Annotated in this window: 16 protein-coding genes; 10 read left to right on the top strand and 6 right to left on the bottom strand. The window is 46.4% G+C overall.

Features of this window, described 5'->3' with window-relative positions; genetic code table 11:
• Positions 1 to 2: 2 nt before the first annotated feature.
• On the bottom strand, positions 3 to 1,544 hold the full coding sequence (locus ACFPK9_RS10945; RefSeq protein WP_377094917.1) for a DNA recombination protein RmuC: 1,542 nt from the start codon (positions 1,542 to 1,544) through the stop codon (positions 3 to 5).
• A 113-nt stretch (positions 1,545 to 1,657) separates the two neighbouring features.
• Between ACFPK9_RS10945 and ACFPK9_RS10940 the strand changes: the two genes are divergently transcribed.
• The 5 genes from ACFPK9_RS10940 (at position 1,658) to ACFPK9_RS10920 (ending at position 6,109) form a co-directional block, all read left to right on the top strand.
• Positions 1,658 to 2,296, top strand: a complete 639-nt coding sequence (locus ACFPK9_RS10940; protein ID WP_377094916.1) for a superoxide dismutase — start codon at positions 1,658 to 1,660, stop codon at positions 2,294 to 2,296.
• Positions 2,297 to 2,425: 129 nt separating this feature from the next.
• Positions 2,426 to 3,274, top strand: a complete 849-nt coding sequence (locus ACFPK9_RS10935; RefSeq protein WP_377094915.1) for an NAD(+)/NADH kinase — start codon at positions 2,426 to 2,428, stop codon at positions 3,272 to 3,274.
• Positions 3,275 to 3,502: 228 nt separating this feature from the next.
• Entirely contained in the window at positions 3,503 to 5,020 is a 1,518-nt protein-coding gene (locus ACFPK9_RS10930; protein ID WP_377094914.1) for a phytoene desaturase family protein, read from the top strand.
• Between the two features lie 4 nt (positions 5,021 to 5,024).
• Entirely contained in the window at positions 5,025 to 5,645 is a 621-nt protein-coding gene (locus ACFPK9_RS10925) for a hypothetical protein (protein ID WP_377094913.1), read from the top strand.
• The gene (locus ACFPK9_RS10920; protein WP_377094912.1) at positions 5,642 to 6,109 is read left to right on the top strand and encodes an SRPBCC family protein; all 468 of its coding nucleotides are present in this window, start codon (positions 5,642 to 5,644) and stop codon (positions 6,107 to 6,109) included. Before ACFPK9_RS10925 ends, ACFPK9_RS10920 begins: the two co-directional genes overlap by 4 nt.
• On the opposite strand, the gene ACFPK9_RS10915 is transcribed toward ACFPK9_RS10920, so the two are convergent.
• The gene (locus ACFPK9_RS10915) at positions 6,099 to 7,460 is read right to left on the bottom strand and encodes an aldehyde dehydrogenase family protein (protein ID WP_377094911.1); all 1,362 of its coding nucleotides are present in this window, start codon (positions 7,458 to 7,460) and stop codon (positions 6,099 to 6,101) included. The two genes, ACFPK9_RS10920 and ACFPK9_RS10915, sit on opposite strands and share 11 nt — an antisense overlap.
• 61 nt (positions 7,461 to 7,521) lie before the next feature.
• Here ACFPK9_RS10915 and ACFPK9_RS10910 point away from each other — a divergent pair, with 61 nt between their 5' ends.
• Genes ACFPK9_RS10910 through ACFPK9_RS10900 form a run of 3 tightly spaced genes read left to right on the top strand, consistent with a single transcriptional unit; the run spans position 7,522 to position 10,650 of the window.
• Complete coding sequence (locus ACFPK9_RS10910; protein WP_377094910.1) at positions 7,522 to 9,063, top strand: phytoene desaturase family protein; 1,542 nt, start codon at positions 7,522 to 7,524, stop codon at positions 9,061 to 9,063.
• 13 nt (positions 9,064 to 9,076) lie between these two features.
• A complete protein-coding gene (locus ACFPK9_RS10905) occupies positions 9,077 to 10,165 on the top strand; it encodes a glycosyltransferase family 2 protein (protein ID WP_377094909.1) in 1,089 nt (362 codons plus the stop codon).
• Entirely contained in the window at positions 10,141 to 10,650 is a 510-nt protein-coding gene (locus tag ACFPK9_RS10900) for a glycosyl-4,4'-diaponeurosporenoate acyltransferase CrtO family protein (RefSeq protein ID WP_377094908.1), read from the top strand. Before ACFPK9_RS10905 ends, ACFPK9_RS10900 begins: the two co-directional genes overlap by 25 nt.
• Before the next feature lie 70 nt (positions 10,651 to 10,720).
• Here the strand turns inward: ACFPK9_RS10900 and ACFPK9_RS10895 are convergent, their stop codons facing one another.
• The 3 genes from ACFPK9_RS10895 to ACFPK9_RS10885 form a co-directional block, all read right to left on the bottom strand.
• On the bottom strand, positions 10,721 to 12,442 hold the full coding sequence (locus ACFPK9_RS10895; protein ID WP_377094907.1) for a DEAD/DEAH box helicase: 1,722 nt from the start codon (positions 12,440 to 12,442) through the stop codon (positions 10,721 to 10,723).
• Between the two features lie 181 nt (positions 12,443 to 12,623).
• Positions 12,624 to 15,170, bottom strand: a complete 2,547-nt coding sequence (locus ACFPK9_RS10890) for a DNA translocase FtsK 4TM domain-containing protein (protein WP_377094906.1) — start codon at positions 15,168 to 15,170, stop codon at positions 12,624 to 12,626.
• A gap of 104 nt (positions 15,171 to 15,274) precedes the next feature.
• Entirely contained in the window at positions 15,275 to 15,814 is a 540-nt protein-coding gene (locus tag ACFPK9_RS10885) for a hypothetical protein (protein ID WP_377094905.1), read from the bottom strand.
• Between the two features lie 72 nt (positions 15,815 to 15,886).
• Here ACFPK9_RS10885 and ACFPK9_RS10880 point away from each other — a divergent pair, with 72 nt between their 5' ends.
• On the top strand, positions 15,887 to 16,753 hold the full coding sequence (locus ACFPK9_RS10880) for a hypothetical protein (protein ID WP_377094904.1): 867 nt from the start codon (positions 15,887 to 15,889) through the stop codon (positions 16,751 to 16,753).
• Positions 16,754 to 16,765: 12 nt separating this feature from the next.
• Here the strand turns inward: ACFPK9_RS10880 and ACFPK9_RS10875 are convergent, their stop codons facing one another.
• Positions 16,766 to 17,242: a DUF1802 family protein gene (locus ACFPK9_RS10875; protein WP_377094903.1), complete on the bottom strand. Its 477-nt coding sequence runs from the start codon at positions 17,240 to 17,242 to the stop codon at positions 16,766 to 16,768.
• A gap of 106 nt (positions 17,243 to 17,348) precedes the next feature.
• Between ACFPK9_RS10875 and ACFPK9_RS10870 the strand changes: the two genes are divergently transcribed.
• Positions 17,349 to 17,519 carry a XapX domain-containing protein gene (locus ACFPK9_RS10870; protein ID WP_377094902.1) on the top strand — a complete coding sequence of 57 codons (171 nt, stop codon included), beginning with the start codon at positions 17,349 to 17,351 and terminating at the stop codon, positions 17,517 to 17,519.
• The last annotated feature ends 71 nt before the right edge of the window (positions 17,520 to 17,590 follow it).

The following is a 17,590-nucleotide window of genomic DNA, read 5'->3' as shown; positions in this document are numbered from 1 at the left end:
ACTTAAATTCCGTCACCTTTACTCTCAGCCGTAAATCCTTCAAAGCTAGAATCGTTAGAAACTACTGAAGCGAAATCTCCAAACTCAGCCTCAGATTCCAGCGCATCCATAGCGCTCTCATCCATTGCAAGATCTGTATTGGAAACGACCTTCACGTCGCGCACTACTTTTTCACATGGCTGAGCATCAGTAAGCTTCGTCTGCTCAGTCGCAGCACCAAGCTCCTCAAACTTACGCGCGCTCACAAGCACACGTGAGTCCAGAGAACCCACTGCATTATTGAAATGGTTCACCGTCGTCCCGAGAGAACGTCCCACCTTGTCCACATGCTCAGTAAACTTACTCAAGCGCTCGTAAAGCTCCTGCCCCACAGCTGAAATCGCTCGAGCATTCTGCGCAAGCGCTTCCTGACGCCAGCCATAAGCCACAGCACGTAACAAGGCGATTAACGTCGTAGGAGTGGCGAGAATCACTCCCTGATCCACTCCTTTTTCAATCAATGAACTATCCTGTGCCAATGCTGCAGAAAAGAACGCCTCACTCGGCAAGAAGAGAACAACAAACTCGGGACTAGTCTCGAACTGATCTTGGTATTTCTTACTACTGAGTTGCTGGATATGTGTCCTCACTTGTGCAGCATGCCGCACTAGCGCAGCCTCTTTCTCAACATCATCGCTCGTTTCTACAGCATCTAGATATGCATCCATCGGAGCTTTCGAATCCACAATGATGTTCTGACCGCCTGGAAGCTTAACAATAAGATCTGGACGAAGCTTCTTACCCTCATCCGTCGTCGTAGTCGTTTGCGTTTCGAAATCGCAATGCTCTTGCATACCACTCATCTCCACCACGCGGCGTAACTGCATCTCTCCCCACTGTCCACGGCCTGTGGGTTGGCGTAGAGCCTTCACTAACTGCTTTGTTTCCTTCTGCAAACCAAGATGCGTTTCCTGCATATGACGCACCTGCTCTTGAAGAGATTTATACGCACCCTCGCGAACTTTCTCGATTTCAGCCACCTGCTTTTGCGCTTTATCTAATGACTCATTGATTGGCTTCACCATCCGCTCGACCGCGTCGACACGCTTGTCCATGTCTACCTTCACCGAATCTTGCTGAGCTTTAAATGAATTTTGAGCAAGCTGCAGAAATTGCTCCTGACTTGCTTTCAAGGCTTCATGCGAAAGCGCTTTAAATGTGTCCGCGAACTTTTGTTCAGCTTTTCCTAAAAGTTCTTCCTTCTGTTTCAGCATTTTTTGCTCCGCTTCTAACTTGGCGCGTAAGCCAGCTTCAATACTACTCAAGTCAGCTTCTTTTACCCGCAGAGCCACGACTTCTTTCTCTGCCCCAGACAATCTAATAGTTAGTTCGTCAGATTTCTGTTTCTCCGCATCTAAGGCACTCTGAAGCCTCCCCTCGACTATATCCACTGCAGACTTTACAGCAGATTTTTTTCCAGAATTACTAGCCATCCAAACCAGTACTGCTACCACTAACAGGCTGATTCCATACACTGCCCACATCTCAGGTGTTACCTTATCCATATCTTGATACTTGCGAATTTGAGATACCGTCACATACTAACGGTATCAGCTTACTGCTCGATGTGGTAACACATTGAACATGCTGATCAAAACATATCATTACTAAAATTATTATGGCTTACGAACTTCCTGAACTCGGTTACGCATACGATGCACTCGAACCACAAATCGACGCGCGCACCATGGAGATCCATCACTCCAAGCACCACAATGCATACGTCACGAACCTCAATGCGGCTCTCGAAGGCAGCGAGCTTGCAGAACTTCCAATCTGCTCACTCATCGCTCAACTCGACAAAGTTCCAGCTGAAAAACAAGCTGCAGTACGCAACAACGGTGGCGGTCACCTCAATCACTCACTCTTCTGGAAAGTAATCACTCCTGGTGGCGCTTCTACTCCATCCGGCAAACTCGCTGAAGCGATCGATTCTGCTTTCGGCTCTTTCGACGAATTCAAAAAAGCATTTTCGGCAGCAGGCGCGACTCGCTTCGGCTCTGGCTGGGCTTGGCTCTGTGTTAAAGAAGATGGCACACTCGTTGTTACTTCCACTCCAAACCAAGACAACCCAATCATGGGTGAATTTGCAGACACTTGCGGTTGCCCTCCTATCCTCGGTCTCGATGTCTGGGAGCACGCATACTACCTCAACTATCAAAACCGTCGTCCAGACTATATCTCCGCTTTCTTCGAAGTAGTAAACTGGGACGTTGTTGCTGAGAATTTTGAAAAATTCTCTGACGGATCCTGCTAAAATAGGTCTGTTCCTAACATTTATTCAAAAGCGTGCTCCCTACCATACGAGCACGCTTTTTTATTAAGTCCAGAATGGATAAACGAATGGGCGCTTGAAACTTCTAACTTCTAGCTCCAGACTCCCCCCATGCAAGTCGGCATCATCGCCAACCCCAACAAACAAGGTGCTGCGCACACCATCACAGCTCTCACTGTCGTTCTCCAGCAACACGGAATCGCCACCGAGTTAGAACATGATACCGCCCGTATCATTGGTGCGGAATCTCCCAGTAATGCCTCCGATCTCGCAAAATCTTGTGATGTCATCGCCGTCCTCGGAGGAGATGGCACCATGCTCAATGCCGCCCACCGTATCGGTCCTACTGACACCCCCCTTGCCGGAATTAACATCGGCACCCTTGGTTTTCTAACATCTTGTAAAGACGATGAACTGCACCTCTTTGCAGAAGGCTTACTTGAAAAATCCTATAAAGTCGTCCCGAGAATTATGCTGAAATCCAGTGTCATCTACGCCGATGGCAAAGTAGACACCGATTTTGCAGTGAACGAAATCACCCTCTCACGCGGTCAAACTGGCCGCCTCATCTCACTAGATGCCTACATCGACGGAGCGCTACTCAACCACTACCACGCAGACGGCCTCATCGTCTCCACCCCCACTGGCTCAACAGCGTATTCACTTGCAGCAGGGGGCCCTCTCATCTCTCCGATAGCGAAAGCCTTTGTAATCACACCTATCTGCCCCCACTCTCTCACTAACCGTTCACTCGTGTTAGACGAGCATTCAGAAGTAGAACTCGTCACCGCAGAATCCTCGGAATGCGCCTCATTCTACTCCATCGATGGACGCGAAGTCATTGAACTTCCATCAGATGCTCGAGTACAAATCAAAAAAGCTGATCATCAGCTCCATATCCTCCGACTGAAGGATCGCTCCTACTTTTCCACGCTCAGAGAAAAGCTCCACTGGGGCTAAGTCTCAAGAATCGCTTCATCTCCCTACCACGAGAATGGAACATTATTTATAAAAGCCAAAGCTCTCCGTTGACATGCCTGTAGCCTTTTCCATAGCGCGACAGCAATGCCTAACCTGAAAGCTAAGGGAATTTTTACGCCCGCATAGCTACTCATTCTCTCTTTTGCATTGTGAACTCAGTCATCTATGTAATGTTAGTACTACTTATATTTAGTTGCTGAAGTTCACATGAATAAAAAAATTATTATTATAGGAGCAGGGCCTGGTGGACTAACTAGTGGCATGCTGCTGGCACATCGCGGCTATGATGTCACGATCCTTGAAAAAGCCGGTGTTGTTGGAGGTCGGAATGCCCCTATACAAGCAGGACCATATACTTTCGATACTGGCCCGACCTTCCTACACCAAAAATTCACACTCGATGAAATTTTTGCAGAGATCGAACGAAAGCCAGAGGACTATATGGAATTCGTTCAACTCGACCCAATGACCACACTTCGATGGGGTGATGTTTCTCTAGTGACCAGCTCTGACCGTGAAACCATGGTTAAAAATATTGAAGCTAGTTTCCCAGGTGAATCCTCGAACTATGAACGCTTTATGCAGGACCACTCAGCCAAGCTTCGTACTATTTTCCCCTGCCTACTCCACCCCTATTCAAAACTATCGGATTATCTAAAACCTCATTTACTGAAAGCTCTCCCGTATGTTGCCACGAACAAATCAGTGATGGATGTCTTGAGTGAATACTTCACTGATGAAAGGTTGAAGCTAGCCTTCACATTCCAAGCTAAGTACTTGGGGATGTCACCGTGGAATTGTCCAGGCCTCTTTAGCATACTATCCTACATTGAATACGCTCACGGGATCTACCACGTTCAAGGAGGACTTTCTAACATTTCGGCTGGTATGGCAAAAGCCTATCAGGAAATGGGCGGCAAAATAATGCTCAATACCGAAGTCACTGAAATCACCTATCATGGAAAAAAAGCCGCTACAGTAGTTCTAAAAGATGGAACCTCCATGAAGTGTGACGACTTGATCGTCAACGCAGACTATGCCCACGCACGCAGCAATATCTTCGGCACGAAAAACCAAAGTCGTGAAAACTTACTTAAGAAAAAATATTCCTGCTCTACTTTCATGCTCTATCTAGGACTGGATAAGCTCTACACAGATGAACCACACCACCATGTCCTATTTGCAGACGACTACCACCAGAACCTACGTGATATCCAAGATGAACGTGTTGTCTCAGATGACATGTCAATCTACATTCGTAACTCGAGCATAACGGATCCTACTGTTGCCCCCGAAGGCCACTCTCAGCTCTATATTCTAGTTCCTACAATAAATACACGACACGGCCATCCTTGGGAAAAAAGCCAAGAAGAATACAAAAATAAAGTGCTCGATAGAATTATCGAACGCACAGGCATGAAAGATCTACGTGATCACATCGTCGAAGAACGCTGCATCACTCCAAAAGGTTGGGAAGAAAATGATATCTTCATCGGAGCTACTTTCAACCTAGCTCACACCCTCAACCAAATGCTCTATCTAAGACCTCAAAACCGGCTCAAAGGATTTGAGAATGTCTACCTCGTCGGCGGAGGGACTCACCCTGGCAGTGGACTACCTACGATCTATGAAAGTGGCCGGATCTCAGCTAATTTGATTTGTGAATCCCACGGAGATAATCGGTCCCGTATCGATCTCGCTACCGATATTCTCGAACAGTCTTAAACACATGAAACTAAGACTAAGTATCCTAACCATCTCAGTTAGTACATTAATCGTACCACTATCTGCTGCTACGGAAACTCATCAACTTGTCTCCACTCCACAATCCGCGAATAAGAATAGCACCTACCTCAATTGGCATAATCTCTGTCTCAACGCCGACACCGACACCATCGACACTCAAATTAAAAAATTTGAATCGCAAATAGCTATCCACCCGAACGATAATCTCGCGAAAGCGTATTTAGGAAGCGCCTACGCCCTGCGAGCAAAATCCAGCACGTGGTGGCTCACAAAACTCAAATATCTAAACAAGGGGAAAGCAACAATGAATGCAGCAATTGCGGCCGCTCCTAACGATCCGCGAGTACGCATGGTCAGAGCAATTGCTTACTACAAAGTGCCCAAACGTTTCGATCTCCGACCGACCTCTATCTCGGACTTTAAACAAATCATTCCAGTAGCCCTGAAAAATGCGAGTCCTCTCGCTATCAATGAAAGACAAGCTATACTTTATTATGCTTACTTAGCCTATGAAGACGAAAATCTGAAAGGAGCTGAAACCTTTAAACAAGCATGCTACAAGCTAAACTCTAGCTCAAAGTACGGCAAACTTACTAGACCATGATCTATTTCCTAAAGCGCTCCCAAAAACTCCCATGTACTCTCGAGGATGCTTGGAGCTTTTTCTCATCTCCACGGAATCTAGAAAAACTAACACCAGCTTCTATCAACTTTGAAATCAACCATTGTTCATCAGAAACAATGTTTCCTCATCAGTTGATTTCCTATAAAATAGGCATCGCTCCATTCGTCAAAGTAAATTGGCTAACAGAGATTACCCATATTTCAAAACATCCAAGTGAAGGATATTCTTTCATCGATGAGCAGCGCATTGGGCCTTACAAACTCTGGCATCACCATCATAAATTTGTTGCCACCGAAAATGGCGTCAACATGATCGATGAAGTGGCATATGCACTCCCTTTCGGAATATTGGGAACCATTGCTCATAAAATATGGGTTAAAAAGCAATTAGAGCACATCTTCAACGAGCGAGCAAAATTATCAGCTAAGATATTTAACGCATAAATCGCTTCAAACGATCTACTAAATCACCATAGGGTGGCATAATCTCAAACCACGGAATTTCCCAATTTGACCGTGTCACCACAGCTCTTTGATAAGAAAAAGCTTCGAATCCAAATCTACCTCGGTAGCGCCCGTAACCACTCTCCCCCACTCCCCCAAACGGCAAGTTTAAGTTACTGCTCTGCTTCATTGTGTCATTAATACAGACACCCCCTGACGGCACTTTTGATAAAACCCTTTCACTCCAATGGGGATCCGAAGTAAACAAATAAAGCGCCAGTGGAGCTCCTAACTCCTGTAGCTTATTGATGAGTTCCCCTTCATCACCATAGCTCAAAATAGGTAGAATTGGCCCGAAAATTTCTTCACGCATGATTGGATCATCCCAACTTGCATTAGGCAACAAAGTCGGGGGAAACTTCAAGTCTTCACCCTCCGTAGTGAGCTGGACAATCTCCCCCACTACTAGGCTTTGAATTCTTTGGTAGTGCCTCTCATTTACGATTTGAGCTAAATCAACTTTCCATAGCTCCTTCTCGAGCAAAGTAATCATTTCCGCCACCAATGCCTCTTTTAAATTTTCATGTACAACGACAAAGTCAGGGGCAAAACATGTTTGCCCAGCATTAAAAAACTTCCCTAATAAAACGCGCTTCGCCGTAAGCTCAATCTCAGCGGAATCGTCCACAAGACACGGACATTTTCCTCCTAGTTCTAACACATGTGGAATTAACCTCCCAGCCGCTGAGGAACCTACTATTTTGCCTACATGAGTACTTCCTGTAAAAAAAATGAAATCGACTGCTTGCTCCAGTAGTTCTTTAGCCACCTCCTCATTACCTCGAACCACCACAACATAGTCAGAAGTGAAGCATGATGTAAGAAGCTGCGATAGCACTTCTGCCGACTCTGGGGCATCCTCAGAAACTTTCAGGATCACTGTATTACCAGCAGCAATCGCAGATATCAATGGAGCTAAGGCAAGTTGGAAAGGGTAGTTCCATGGAACATAAATTAAAGAAACCCCATATGCTTCTCTCCTAATTTCACTCCGAACGGGCATAAAATAAAATGGACTTTTCACCCTCTGGGGTTTCGCCCACTTCTTCAATGAAGACCTAACAGCCCTTAACTCCTGCAGCACAAAATAATATTCAGCTAGATATGCCTCAACTCCTGGCTTCCCCAGATCAACCTCGAGAGCCCTTAAAATAACATCTCTAGAAGTAATCAAAGCCTTCTCTAAATCCGACAACGCTGCTATGCGAAACTTCACATCACGACATCGCCCTGATTTGAAGAATGCTTTCTGCTCATTGACTAGTTCAGAAATGTTATTTGAGCCATTCATCCTTTTCTATATCTCACTGCCTTAATCTATTGCCAGAGCCACGGATTAGCAAACATTACTCATGCTAGCTGGACTAATCCACACTATATGCGATTATTCTATCATGATAGAATCAAATGTATCTGTTATTGGGGCTGGATTAGGTGGGCTTTCTGCTGCGATCTCACTTAAATCAGCAGGATACAATGTAGAGATTTTCGAGAAAAACGAACGCATTGGAGGAAAACTCAATATCCTCGAAAAAGACGGCTTCACTTTCGATTTAGGCCCCTCGATCTTCACTCTGCCTCAAATCTTTGAAGATCTTTTCGCAAGGGCCAATAAATCTATGTCTGATTATGTTGAGCTCGATGCCGTCACCCCACACTGGCGAAACTTTTTTGAAGGAAAATCCACGATCGATCTCTTTCAAGATGAGAAACAAATGCGCGCAGAACTGGAAAAGTTGCCAGGTGACCCTCATCAGCATTGGGCCGAACTTCAAAGTTTTCTCGAATACGGAAGACAACAATATCAAATGATCGAAAGTGGCTACTTCCAGAAGGGTATCGATACTCTATGGGAGTTTATAGGACATTACGGATTCCAGCTATTCACCAAGAATATTGATTACAAAAACTCCATGTCGGAGTCGGTTCATTCTCACTTGAGCGACCCTCAACTGCGCCTCATCTTCGAATACTTTATCAAATATGTTGGTTCATCTGCGCTTGATTCACCTGGTTACATGAACCTGATGCCCATTATTCAATTTGATTACGGTCTATGGTATGTGCGTGGTGGCATGTACAATCTAGCAGAAGGACTTAAAAAACTCGTAGAAGAACTCGAGATCCCCATCCATTTAAATGCCGACGTTAAAGAAATCACTACAGAGAATAAAAAAGTCACTGGGATAAAACTTTCAAACGGAGAGTTCTACCCAAGCGATCTCATAGTCAGTAACATGGAAGTAATTCCTACATACAAAAAACTACTAAAGGAGAGTCAGCAATTCACTGATAAGTTAGAAAAATTTGAACCTGCGTGTTCTGGAATTGTTCTGCACATAGGTACGAACAAAAAGTTCCCACAACTAGCACACCATAATTTCTTCTATTCTGAAGACCAACATAAGCACTTCGATACTGTTTTTCACAAAAAACAACTCCCGGAAGACCCTACACTTTACGTAGTAGCGCCGACACGCACTGATCCCACTAAAGCCCCTGAAGGATGTGATAATATCAAAATACTACCCCACATTCCATATCTACAAGAAAACTCAGGCATCACAGTCGATGACTATATTGCTCTCAAAGATCGGTGCATCGATAAAATGGAGAGATGTGGCCTAACTGGGCTCAGAGACAGCATCATTGTAGAGGATCTGCTTACTCCTTTCGACATTGAGAGAATGTATAATTCTAACAAAGGATCAATTTATGGTGTCGTAACGGATTGGAAAAAGAACTATGGATTTAAGGCTCCCAAAGTCAGTACAAAATATAACAACTTGTATTTCACAGGAGGTAGCACCAATCCTGGTGGAGGAATGCCCATGGTCGTTCTTTCCGGTCAAAAATGTGCAGATAGGATTATAGCTCGCCATCCTCTCAAATAGTTTGTTCCTAATATTGCCAATCCTGAGCCTAGCCATTGCCCCTCTTTTGTGGGTAGTTTTTCGCCATCCACGCTTCCTCAACCAAGTAAAACAAACTACAGGTCAGAAGCCTAAAATATCTATCATTATTCCAGCTAGAAATGAGGAACATAATATAGGCATCTTACTCTCTAGCATAAGCGCACAGCACCTTTCCCCAGTCGAAACTATCGTGGTTGACGACGGCTCTACCGATGGCACCGCCGCTGTATCACGTGCTGCTGGCGCGCGGGTCACCCAAGCTCCACCATTACCCAAAAACTGGAAAGGTAAACCATGGGCTTGCCAACATGGAGCGCAACAAGCTCAAGGAACCTGGCTACTCTTCTTAGATGCGGACACTTCATTAGAGCCCGACACTCTAAATTATTTAAGCGGCCTAACAAACATCGAAAACTCAGCTTTCTCGGTCTGTCCAAACCACCGAATCCAAGAACTCTACGAAGAACTCTCCAGTTTCTTTAATTTGCTCATGGTCATTGGAGTCAATGCTTTTAGCCGTTTCAGCAGATCACACCAAACCAGTGCGCTATTTGGCCAATGCCTCTTTATCCAGTCAAATCACTATCAACAAATTCATGGCCATGAATCAGTAAAAAACCAAACCCTCGAAAACTTTCACCTCGCTCAAACACTCCTTAAGCACAACATACAGTGCCAATCTTTCCTAGGTGGCGAGCTCATATCCATGCGGATGTTCCCCAATGGGATCACAGAACTATGGAATAGTTGGAAAAAAGGATTCAGTAGCGGCGCCAGTAAAACTAACCCGACTACCTTAACGATCTCATCTATCTGGATCACAGGAGCGATGCTGTGCATCGTTAACCTATGCCTGACTCCCTTCATTGACTCCATAACCTATGTGTCCTTAAGCACTTTTTGCTACCTCTTTTATGTAGTTCAATGTTTCTGGGCATTCCGTTTAATAGGTTCGTACCGATACCTTAACGCGCTATTTTTTCCTATCACATTGATCTTCTATCAATGTCTTTTCTTCGTGAGTTTGATGACTAAAAAACATAACTCGACCACGGTATGGAAAGGTCGCGAGGTGAGTTAACCAGTCCCAAGAACATGCTTATCGAACTACCAAATGTCTGGACCATTCTAGGAAACGTTATTTTGATTCCAACCGCCCACTTATTTCTATCTTGGTTAAGCATCAAACTACCTAGTAAATGGTTCCAAGCTCCAACTGCGAGACAAGCACCTTCTTCGCTCTCCCTCTATGAAAAGTGTTTCCATATTAAAAAATGGAAAAAACTCCTTCCAGATGCAGCTCCAATGTTCGACGGATTCTCCAAAAAACGGCTAGCGAGCACTGAGGAGACTTACCTCATACAATTTGTAACAGAATGTAGGAGAGGACAATTTTCACATTGGTCACAATGGTGCGTCATCTCAAGTTTCATAGTTTGGAACCCATGGCCAGCCTGCATAGTCATCCTACTCTATTCAGGCCTTTCGAACCTCCCTTGTATACTCAACCTCCGCTATACTGAACTCAGAATCTACAAGTTCCTAGATAAGAAAAAGCACACCTAGCTGACTAGATGTGCTTATAAATTTTTCTACAGGCAACACGTGTTACCTAGTCTAGGCCAACTGCAATTTCCTATAAATCGCGGTCGAGGCGACACGGAAACGGCTTGCCACGAAGCTTCTGCCCCTTAAGACCGTCGATCACCTTGTTCTCCTGACCTTCAGGAACCTGTACTAGTGAGTGTTTCGGAAAGATACGAATCTTGCCCAGCGAGTTACTCTTCACATCACAGGAACTATAAATCATTCCCGCGATCTCACCTGGTTTTACGCCGAGTAATCCACCGATTCCTAAGAACACTTGCTTCATACCTTTGGCTACTTCATTGCGGCGCGCTTCACGATCGAAGTCTCCACCGCGCTCGCGGCGCTCGCCACGATCTCTGCCACGGCGTTCACCTCTCTCAAAACGATCTCCTCGGTCGCGTCTATCACCACGTTCACGGCGATCTCCTCCACGATCACCACCTGGACGGTCTTCTTGGATTTCTTCACCTTCACGACCAACAGCTTCACGCAACATACCAAACAGAGTACCTGCAATATCAGTTGCCGCATATCCTTGCTCTAACAAGCGGTCTACTAAATTGACGAAAGGCGCTCCCTTCTCTTGCTCTTCAAGCTTAAGCTTAACGCTCTCAAAAAGAACATCTGCGCGCTTACCTTCCACGTCTTCTTGGGACGGAACTTTTTCACGGCGGATTTTGCTGCGAATGTAGCGTTCTACATTTTGCAAACGGTACACATCGCGACCAAACACGAAGGATGCTGCTCGGCCAGTACGACCAGCACGGCCAGTACGACCAATACGGTGCACGTAATCTTCAGGATCCTGTGGAAGATCGTAGTTTACTACTAAATCCACTTCATCAATGTCGAGACCACGAGCCGCCACATCAGTCGCGATCAAAAGCTCAACCTTGCCGTCACGGAAACGATTAATCACGCGTTCGCGCATCTGCTGGGTAATATCACCATGCAAACGATCTGCAGTGAAACCACGTGCTAACAAAGCCTCAGTAGCTTCATCAACCGCACGCTTAGTGTTACAGAACACCACCGCCAAACGGAAAGCATTCATATCTAACAAACGAGAAAGAACCTCAACCTTTGAACGGTTACGCACCTCATAATAAGACTGATCGATACGATCAACCGTGAGCGCTTTCTTCGCGACTTCTACCTTTTCAGGATGGTCACCAAACTTTTCAATCAAGCGCTCGACATTCTTGTTCATCGTTGCAGAGAAGAACAAAGTCTGACGGTGTCCTTCGATCTGTCCTAGAATCTCTTCCATGTCATCACGAAAACCCATGTCGAGCATGCGGTCAGCCTCATCAAGAATCACAAGCTTGAGATCCTCGGTACGCAGCGTACCACGACGGAGGTGATCCATCAGACGGCCAGGAGTTCCTACCACCATTTGTGCTCCACGGAGTCCCTTGATCTGACGATCAATCGGAGCTCCACCATACACTGGTGTAGAACGCATTCCTGAGAGATTTGTTCCCAGCTTGCGAACTTCCTCACACACCTGAACACAGAGTTCACGAGTTGGAGAAAGAATCAGAACCTGTGGACGGTGAAGATCTTGATCGATCAATTCCAGCGCCGGAAGCGTGAAGGCTGCTGTCTTACCAGAGCCAGTTTCGGAAAGACCTACAATGTCTTTACCAGATAAAATTTTAGGGATAGCGATCGCTTGGATCTGAGACGGAGCCTCGTAGCCAAGATCGTGTACAGCGTCAAGTAAGGGCTTGGAAAGTCCCAAGTCCGCGAATGTTACATCGGTCATAGTCAGTTTCGGTTGTGCTGCCGCATCTGATCAATACCTATTCAACATAAATCAATAGCGGCTAAGGTGGGTCATCCACCCGACAAGGCGCGACCTATGCGCGCACTCCTCACAAATAGCAAGCATTATTCGAAAATTGGAACACAATCCACATTCCAAAGCCTAGAAGGCACCTGAAACACTATATGTAAATGTCCCGAGCTTTCGCCCCATCCGCAGGTCCGATCATCCCACGTTCTTCTAAAATATCCATCATCCGTGCTGCACGCGTGTAACCCAATCGTAGTCGACGTTGCAGCAGCGAAGTGCTCGCTTTTTGCTCCGTAGTGATCACCTCAATACATTTGAGCAAACACTCTTCATCAGCATCAGAAACATCATTCCCATCATCTCCACCGTCCACACCTCCTTGCTCAATGGTCTGCTGAATCGATTCCTCAAACTTCTGCTCAGTCTGATTCGAACAATGCTCCACAATCGCTTCCACTTCTTCATCTGAAACAAAGGCCCCCTGAGCACGCTCAAGCTTGGCAGAGCCTGGAGGAAGATATAGCATATCCCCTTTACCCACCAACTTGTCAGCTCCTTTAGTGTCGAGAATGACCCGTGAATCTAACGCTGAAGAAACTTGGAAAGCAATCCGGCTAGGAATGTTCGCCTTAATAATACCGGTCACCACATCCGCACGTGGCGTCTGAGTCGCGATAATTAAATGAATCCCAGCGGCACGAGCCTTCTGGGCAATCCGAGCAATATTCATTTCCACATCCGCTGGCGCTGTCTGCATCAAGTCTGCAAGCTCATCAATAATAACCACAATGTAAGGGAAACGATCTGGCATCTCATCTTCGTCGAGGTCTAACTCATCCTCGTCATCAGCACTCGATGACGGCCCTAACTCACCATCCTCTAGAGCCCTGGCAATCGACTCGATCACCTCTGGATCGGGCTCTTCTTCCACCTCCACATTTTCCTCTGGCTCGACAACTTCAGGCTCTTCTTCCTTCTCAGGACGTGGACGACTATTGTAACCATCAAAATTGCGCACCCCACACTTCGCAAATAAACGATAACGCTTCTCCATTTCATTCACCACCCAACGCAAGGCTGCCACTACTTTGTTAGGATCGGTAACCACTGGAACCACCAAATGCGGAAGGTTCCCATAAACTTGCATTTCTACCACCTTAGGATCAACCATGATGAAACGAAGCTCATCTGGGCTAAATTTAAATAAAATGGAAGTGATGATGGAGTTAATACACACCGACTTACCTGCCCCCGTCGCACCTGCCACTAACAGGTGGGGCATCGCCGCGAGATCTCCGATCACCGTATTGCCATAGACATCTTTACCCAGTGCCAACGGAATCTTCTTCTTCGCTGAAGTAAATGCTTCATCCTGTAATAGCTCGCGCAATGGCACCGCCACCTTGTTATCGTTTGCGATCTCAATCCCAACAGTGTCCTTCCCTGGAATTGGTGCCAAAATATTAATCCGCTCTGCCTTCGTTGCACGAGCAATGTCAGCTTCTAACTGAGTAATACGGCTCACACGTAACCCCATGCTCGGATAAACTTCATAGCGGGTAATCGTAGGCCCACGAGTGATGTCTCCAGCCGAAACATCCACGCCGAATGCCTTAAGCGTATCCACAATCGTCTTCTGGATACTCAGTAACTCACCTTGATCTGCACCCTGATCTTCTGGTTCAGAGTCGTCGTAGGTAAGCAAGTCAAAGCCCGGTAGCTCGTAGTCCTCGAACCCTTCCGTTGAGAGAGACACACCATCCTGTTTTTTCTTTTCAAATGGCTTGGAGCCGGGATCCATCCTCGGCTTTTTCCGCTGTGAGGAATCCACAATCTTCGGTTTTGGAATCTCTTTAAGGTCCATCTCCACCTGCGGATTCTTCTTCTCTTCCTCGACCCTTGCTTTTTTAGCAACATCCTCCTTCTTTGCCTTCTCTTCTTTAGCTCGCTCTTTCTCTGCGTCAGCCTTCGCTTTCGCCTCAGCCTTCGCCGCTTCACGCTCCTGCTGGCGCGCTAACTTCTCAGCATCACGCGCAGCACGCTTGCTTTCTTTTTCAGCAATCCGCTCCTTGTCTCCCAAGCGCTTCACCCGCCATTCTTGAAACTTCACCCAGCAAACTTTGCTGAATTGAATCGGGTGGAGACCCGTCAACATGATCATTCCGATCAAATACAACACCACTAATAAAATCACGGCACCAGTCTTATTTAAAAGCCCTTCAAGAACTTTACTCCCTAACCAATGACCGGCAAAACCTCCAGATCCCATGAAGTGATTCGCTACAGCCCATGAACTAAGCAGTTCCGTCACTGCTAACAAACAAGAACCACAGAGCACAAAACACACCAACCCAATAAGTGTACGCTTCGAAAACTTCGCTCCCATGAACGCATACGCCACTCCTAACCAAAGCAAACCAATCGGCAACAAATAGCCAGCCGCCCCAAAAATAAACAAAATGAAATACGCAAACAGCGCCCCCACTACCCCAATCGAATTCTCGCGCGGGATGTTCGGTTCATTATCCACCATCCCACCAATTCCCAAAATCGGCATATCGTGAGGGGTAAAGGTAATCAACGAAAGTATGAGAATCAGCCCGACACCTATCAATGCAATGCCTGCAACCTCATTAAACCATGGAGGCAAATTGCTCTCCGGTTCCTCACCTCGCACTCTATTCTTTTGGGATGCCATACGCTTTAGGTTTCTTTCTCCAGGCAGAAAACTACTCCCCAACATCCCAGCCGATCCAGCCCATGGCAAGCGAGAATTCTTAGCATGGCCTTATTGTAAAGATTCTATGAATGATTCAGTAAGCCATGAGCCCGCTCAGACATCATTTTCACTCGAGACAATTTCGACAAATGCTTGCTAGTCAGATACACCGCCGCAGCTCCTATTCCGAGTGGGAAAATAGCTAGAGGCAAAAAGAAGAAGGCAAAAAATACTGCTATCAGAATAGCCATAAGCACCCCGATCACCAATATACCAATCGAGCAACCGACAACCAGCCCGTTAGATGAGAGAGCACTCGTCCTCCAACCTGTACTCTCATTAGTCAGCGCCCACACCTGGGTCAAACCCTGCTCATCCACGCCGACAAACTTCACCACTTCCCCCTCCGATAACGGTAAAGGCACAGTTCCTCTATACTCACAATGGCGACCATTGACCTTCAACATCGTGATATGTGCCGTACGAGCAGAAGTCTCTCCCCCTCCTGAAACATGCGTTGTTCTAGTCAAGTCATCCACTCGCCCCCGATGAACTGTTAGTTTACCCTTCACAGCTTCACCATAAAACCCTGTATCTATTCCCAGCGAGTATAAAACCATCACGAGTTTCTATTCACTCATAGAAGCATACTTTGACCCCAGTTCGTTTTGCACGTAGACTCAACTCATCCCATTATGAAATTCTTTATCATCACACTCACAGCTGGCCTTCTCTGTAGCTACTTGCTTAGTGCAAAAGAAAAGCCGAGCACCCCAGTCCTCACTGAAGAAGAAATCACGGCTACCGAGTTCATCCGCGTAATGGAATCCGAAAACCAACTCAGCCTACAGACTGCCGTCACCCGCTACACCCGTGGTGTCGTCACCGTCGACCTCATCGGAGCAGTACACATCGCCGACCAAGTCTACTACGAAGCTCTCAACAAAAACTTCAAAAACTACCAAGTCGTCCTCTTTGAAATGGTTGGCGGAGAAATGTTAGGACAAGGTCGTCCCATCCCTAAGGTAGCTAAAGGCGAAGGCGCACTCGGTTTTCTCGGCACCGCCTACGAAAAAGCTCAACAGCTTCTCAAACTCAGCGGACAGAAAGATCAAATCGACTACACCGCAGAAAACCTCTTGCACGCCGACCTCACCATCGCCGAATTCCAAGCACTCCAAAAAGAACGCAAAGAATCGCTTCTCGGTTTCGCCCTACAGCAAGCACTCGTCTCCAAACCCAGCAAAAACCAACCGAGCTCCGTCGCCTTTCTTCTAGCACTCATGACTAAGGACGCTAACAAACTCAAACGCATGATGATGGACACCCTCGGTGACGGCGACACGAACATCTCAAAAATCGCTGGAGACAATGTCATCATCAGTGACCGCAATAAAAAATGCCTCGATGTCATGCAGCAGCAAGTTGCTGAAGGGCAAAATAAAATCGGTATTTTCTACGGAGCCGCCCACTTCCCTGACATGGAAAAACGCCTCAAAGACCTCGGTTTTTCCCAAACCGAACAAACGTGGTTAGACGCTTGGGTCGTCCCAAACAAATAGCAAAAAACTCGTCTATATTTCCAACCAGCTCCTGCACCCACCATGTGCTTTGCTGTAGCTCAGCTCAATTGGTTTCTCTAATACTTCAGTTCGAACGTAGGCGACATTGATGCATCCAGCATCCATCCCCTTGCCTTCCCAGTCGAATCGATCACGTAAAAGCTCTTCCGCATACACGTGCCTACCTACCAGCTCGAGCACCTGCTGCCAGTCACTAATCAGCTCACAGCGCTCCACCGAACAGCGGTATTTGATAAGCACCGTTTCGCCTAAATCCCACACCTTCTTTTCAGTCCCAGGCATCCACTGACGTGCAGGCTCCTGAATTTGTTCTGCCTGTTTATGGAAAAGTGTTGGGAATAGATAGAATTCATCGTGGATAAATTCAAAGCCTCCCTTCCCTTCGTGAATCCCACCTTTGCGGATAATCAAATCCTGCACCCCATGCCCTAGAGCCTCACATACAGTAAACCATTCTTTGAAAGCCATAGCCATGACCTACTTGTAAGACTACATCCTGTGACTATCAAGCTAGCAAATCGACCTTGCCGAGCGTTTCCAAATACGTAAAACTCAAAACCTAAACTCTTCACTCATGCAAGAAATCCTCTTAGCCACACTCACAGGCCTCCTTGTTGGAGTCATTTTCTCTGCATTAAAACTCCCCATCCCCGCTCCGCCTGTACTCTCAGGAATCATGGGAATTGTTGGAATTTTCCTCGGCTCACAACTCTACCAGTGGGTCATCAACACCTTCTTTTCATAGCAGCTAACATAGAAAACATAACGCCCTGCTGCCGAGAGAAGCTACACTGTACGACAGTCAGGACGCTATGA

Origin of the sequence: Rubritalea spongiae, assembly GCF_042652385.1 — a bacterium.
GTDB lineage: Bacteria > Verrucomicrobiota > Verrucomicrobiia > Verrucomicrobiales > Akkermansiaceae > Rubritalea > Rubritalea spongiae.
Note: the sequence above shows the minus strand (reverse complement) of the source record. Positions and strands in the feature narration are given on the sequence as shown.

Bases quoted from the DNA above. Each gene is read 5' to 3' on its own strand.
- ACFPK9_RS10945 (WP_377094917.1), bottom strand. From the start codon at position 1,544: ATGGATAAGGTAACACCTGAGATGTGGGCAGTGTATGGAATCAGCCTG.
- ACFPK9_RS10940 (WP_377094916.1), top strand. From the start codon at position 1,658: ATGGCTTACGAACTTCCTGAACTCGGTTACGCATACGATGCACTCGAA.
- ACFPK9_RS10935 (WP_377094915.1), top strand. From the start codon at position 2,426: ATGCAAGTCGGCATCATCGCCAACCCCAACAAACAAGGTGCTGCGCAC.
- ACFPK9_RS10930 (WP_377094914.1), top strand. From the start codon at position 3,503: ATGAATAAAAAAATTATTATTATAGGAGCAGGGCCTGGTGGACTAACT.
- ACFPK9_RS10925 (WP_377094913.1), top strand. From the start codon at position 5,025: ATGAAACTAAGACTAAGTATCCTAACCATCTCAGTTAGTACATTAATC.
- ACFPK9_RS10920 (WP_377094912.1), top strand. From the start codon at position 5,642: ATGATCTATTTCCTAAAGCGCTCCCAAAAACTCCCATGTACTCTCGAG.
- ACFPK9_RS10915 (WP_377094911.1), bottom strand. From the start codon at position 7,460: ATGAATGGCTCAAATAACATTTCTGAACTAGTCAATGAGCAGAAAGCA.
- ACFPK9_RS10910 (WP_377094910.1), top strand. From the start codon at position 7,522: ATGCTAGCTGGACTAATCCACACTATATGCGATTATTCTATCATGATA.
- ACFPK9_RS10900 (WP_377094908.1), top strand. From the start codon at position 10,141: ATGGAAAGGTCGCGAGGTGAGTTAACCAGTCCCAAGAACATGCTTATC.
- ACFPK9_RS10895 (WP_377094907.1), bottom strand. From the start codon at position 12,442: ATGACCGATGTAACATTCGCGGACTTGGGACTTTCCAAGCCCTTACTT.
- ACFPK9_RS10890 (WP_377094906.1), bottom strand. From the start codon at position 15,170: ATGGCATCCCAAAAGAATAGAGTGCGAGGTGAGGAACCGGAGAGCAAT.
- ACFPK9_RS10880 (WP_377094904.1), top strand. From the start codon at position 15,887: ATGAAATTCTTTATCATCACACTCACAGCTGGCCTTCTCTGTAGCTAC.
- ACFPK9_RS10875 (WP_377094903.1), bottom strand. From the start codon at position 17,242: ATGGCTTTCAAAGAATGGTTTACTGTATGTGAGGCTCTAGGGCATGGG.
- ACFPK9_RS10870 (WP_377094902.1), top strand. From the start codon at position 17,349: ATGCAAGAAATCCTCTTAGCCACACTCACAGGCCTCCTTGTTGGAGTC.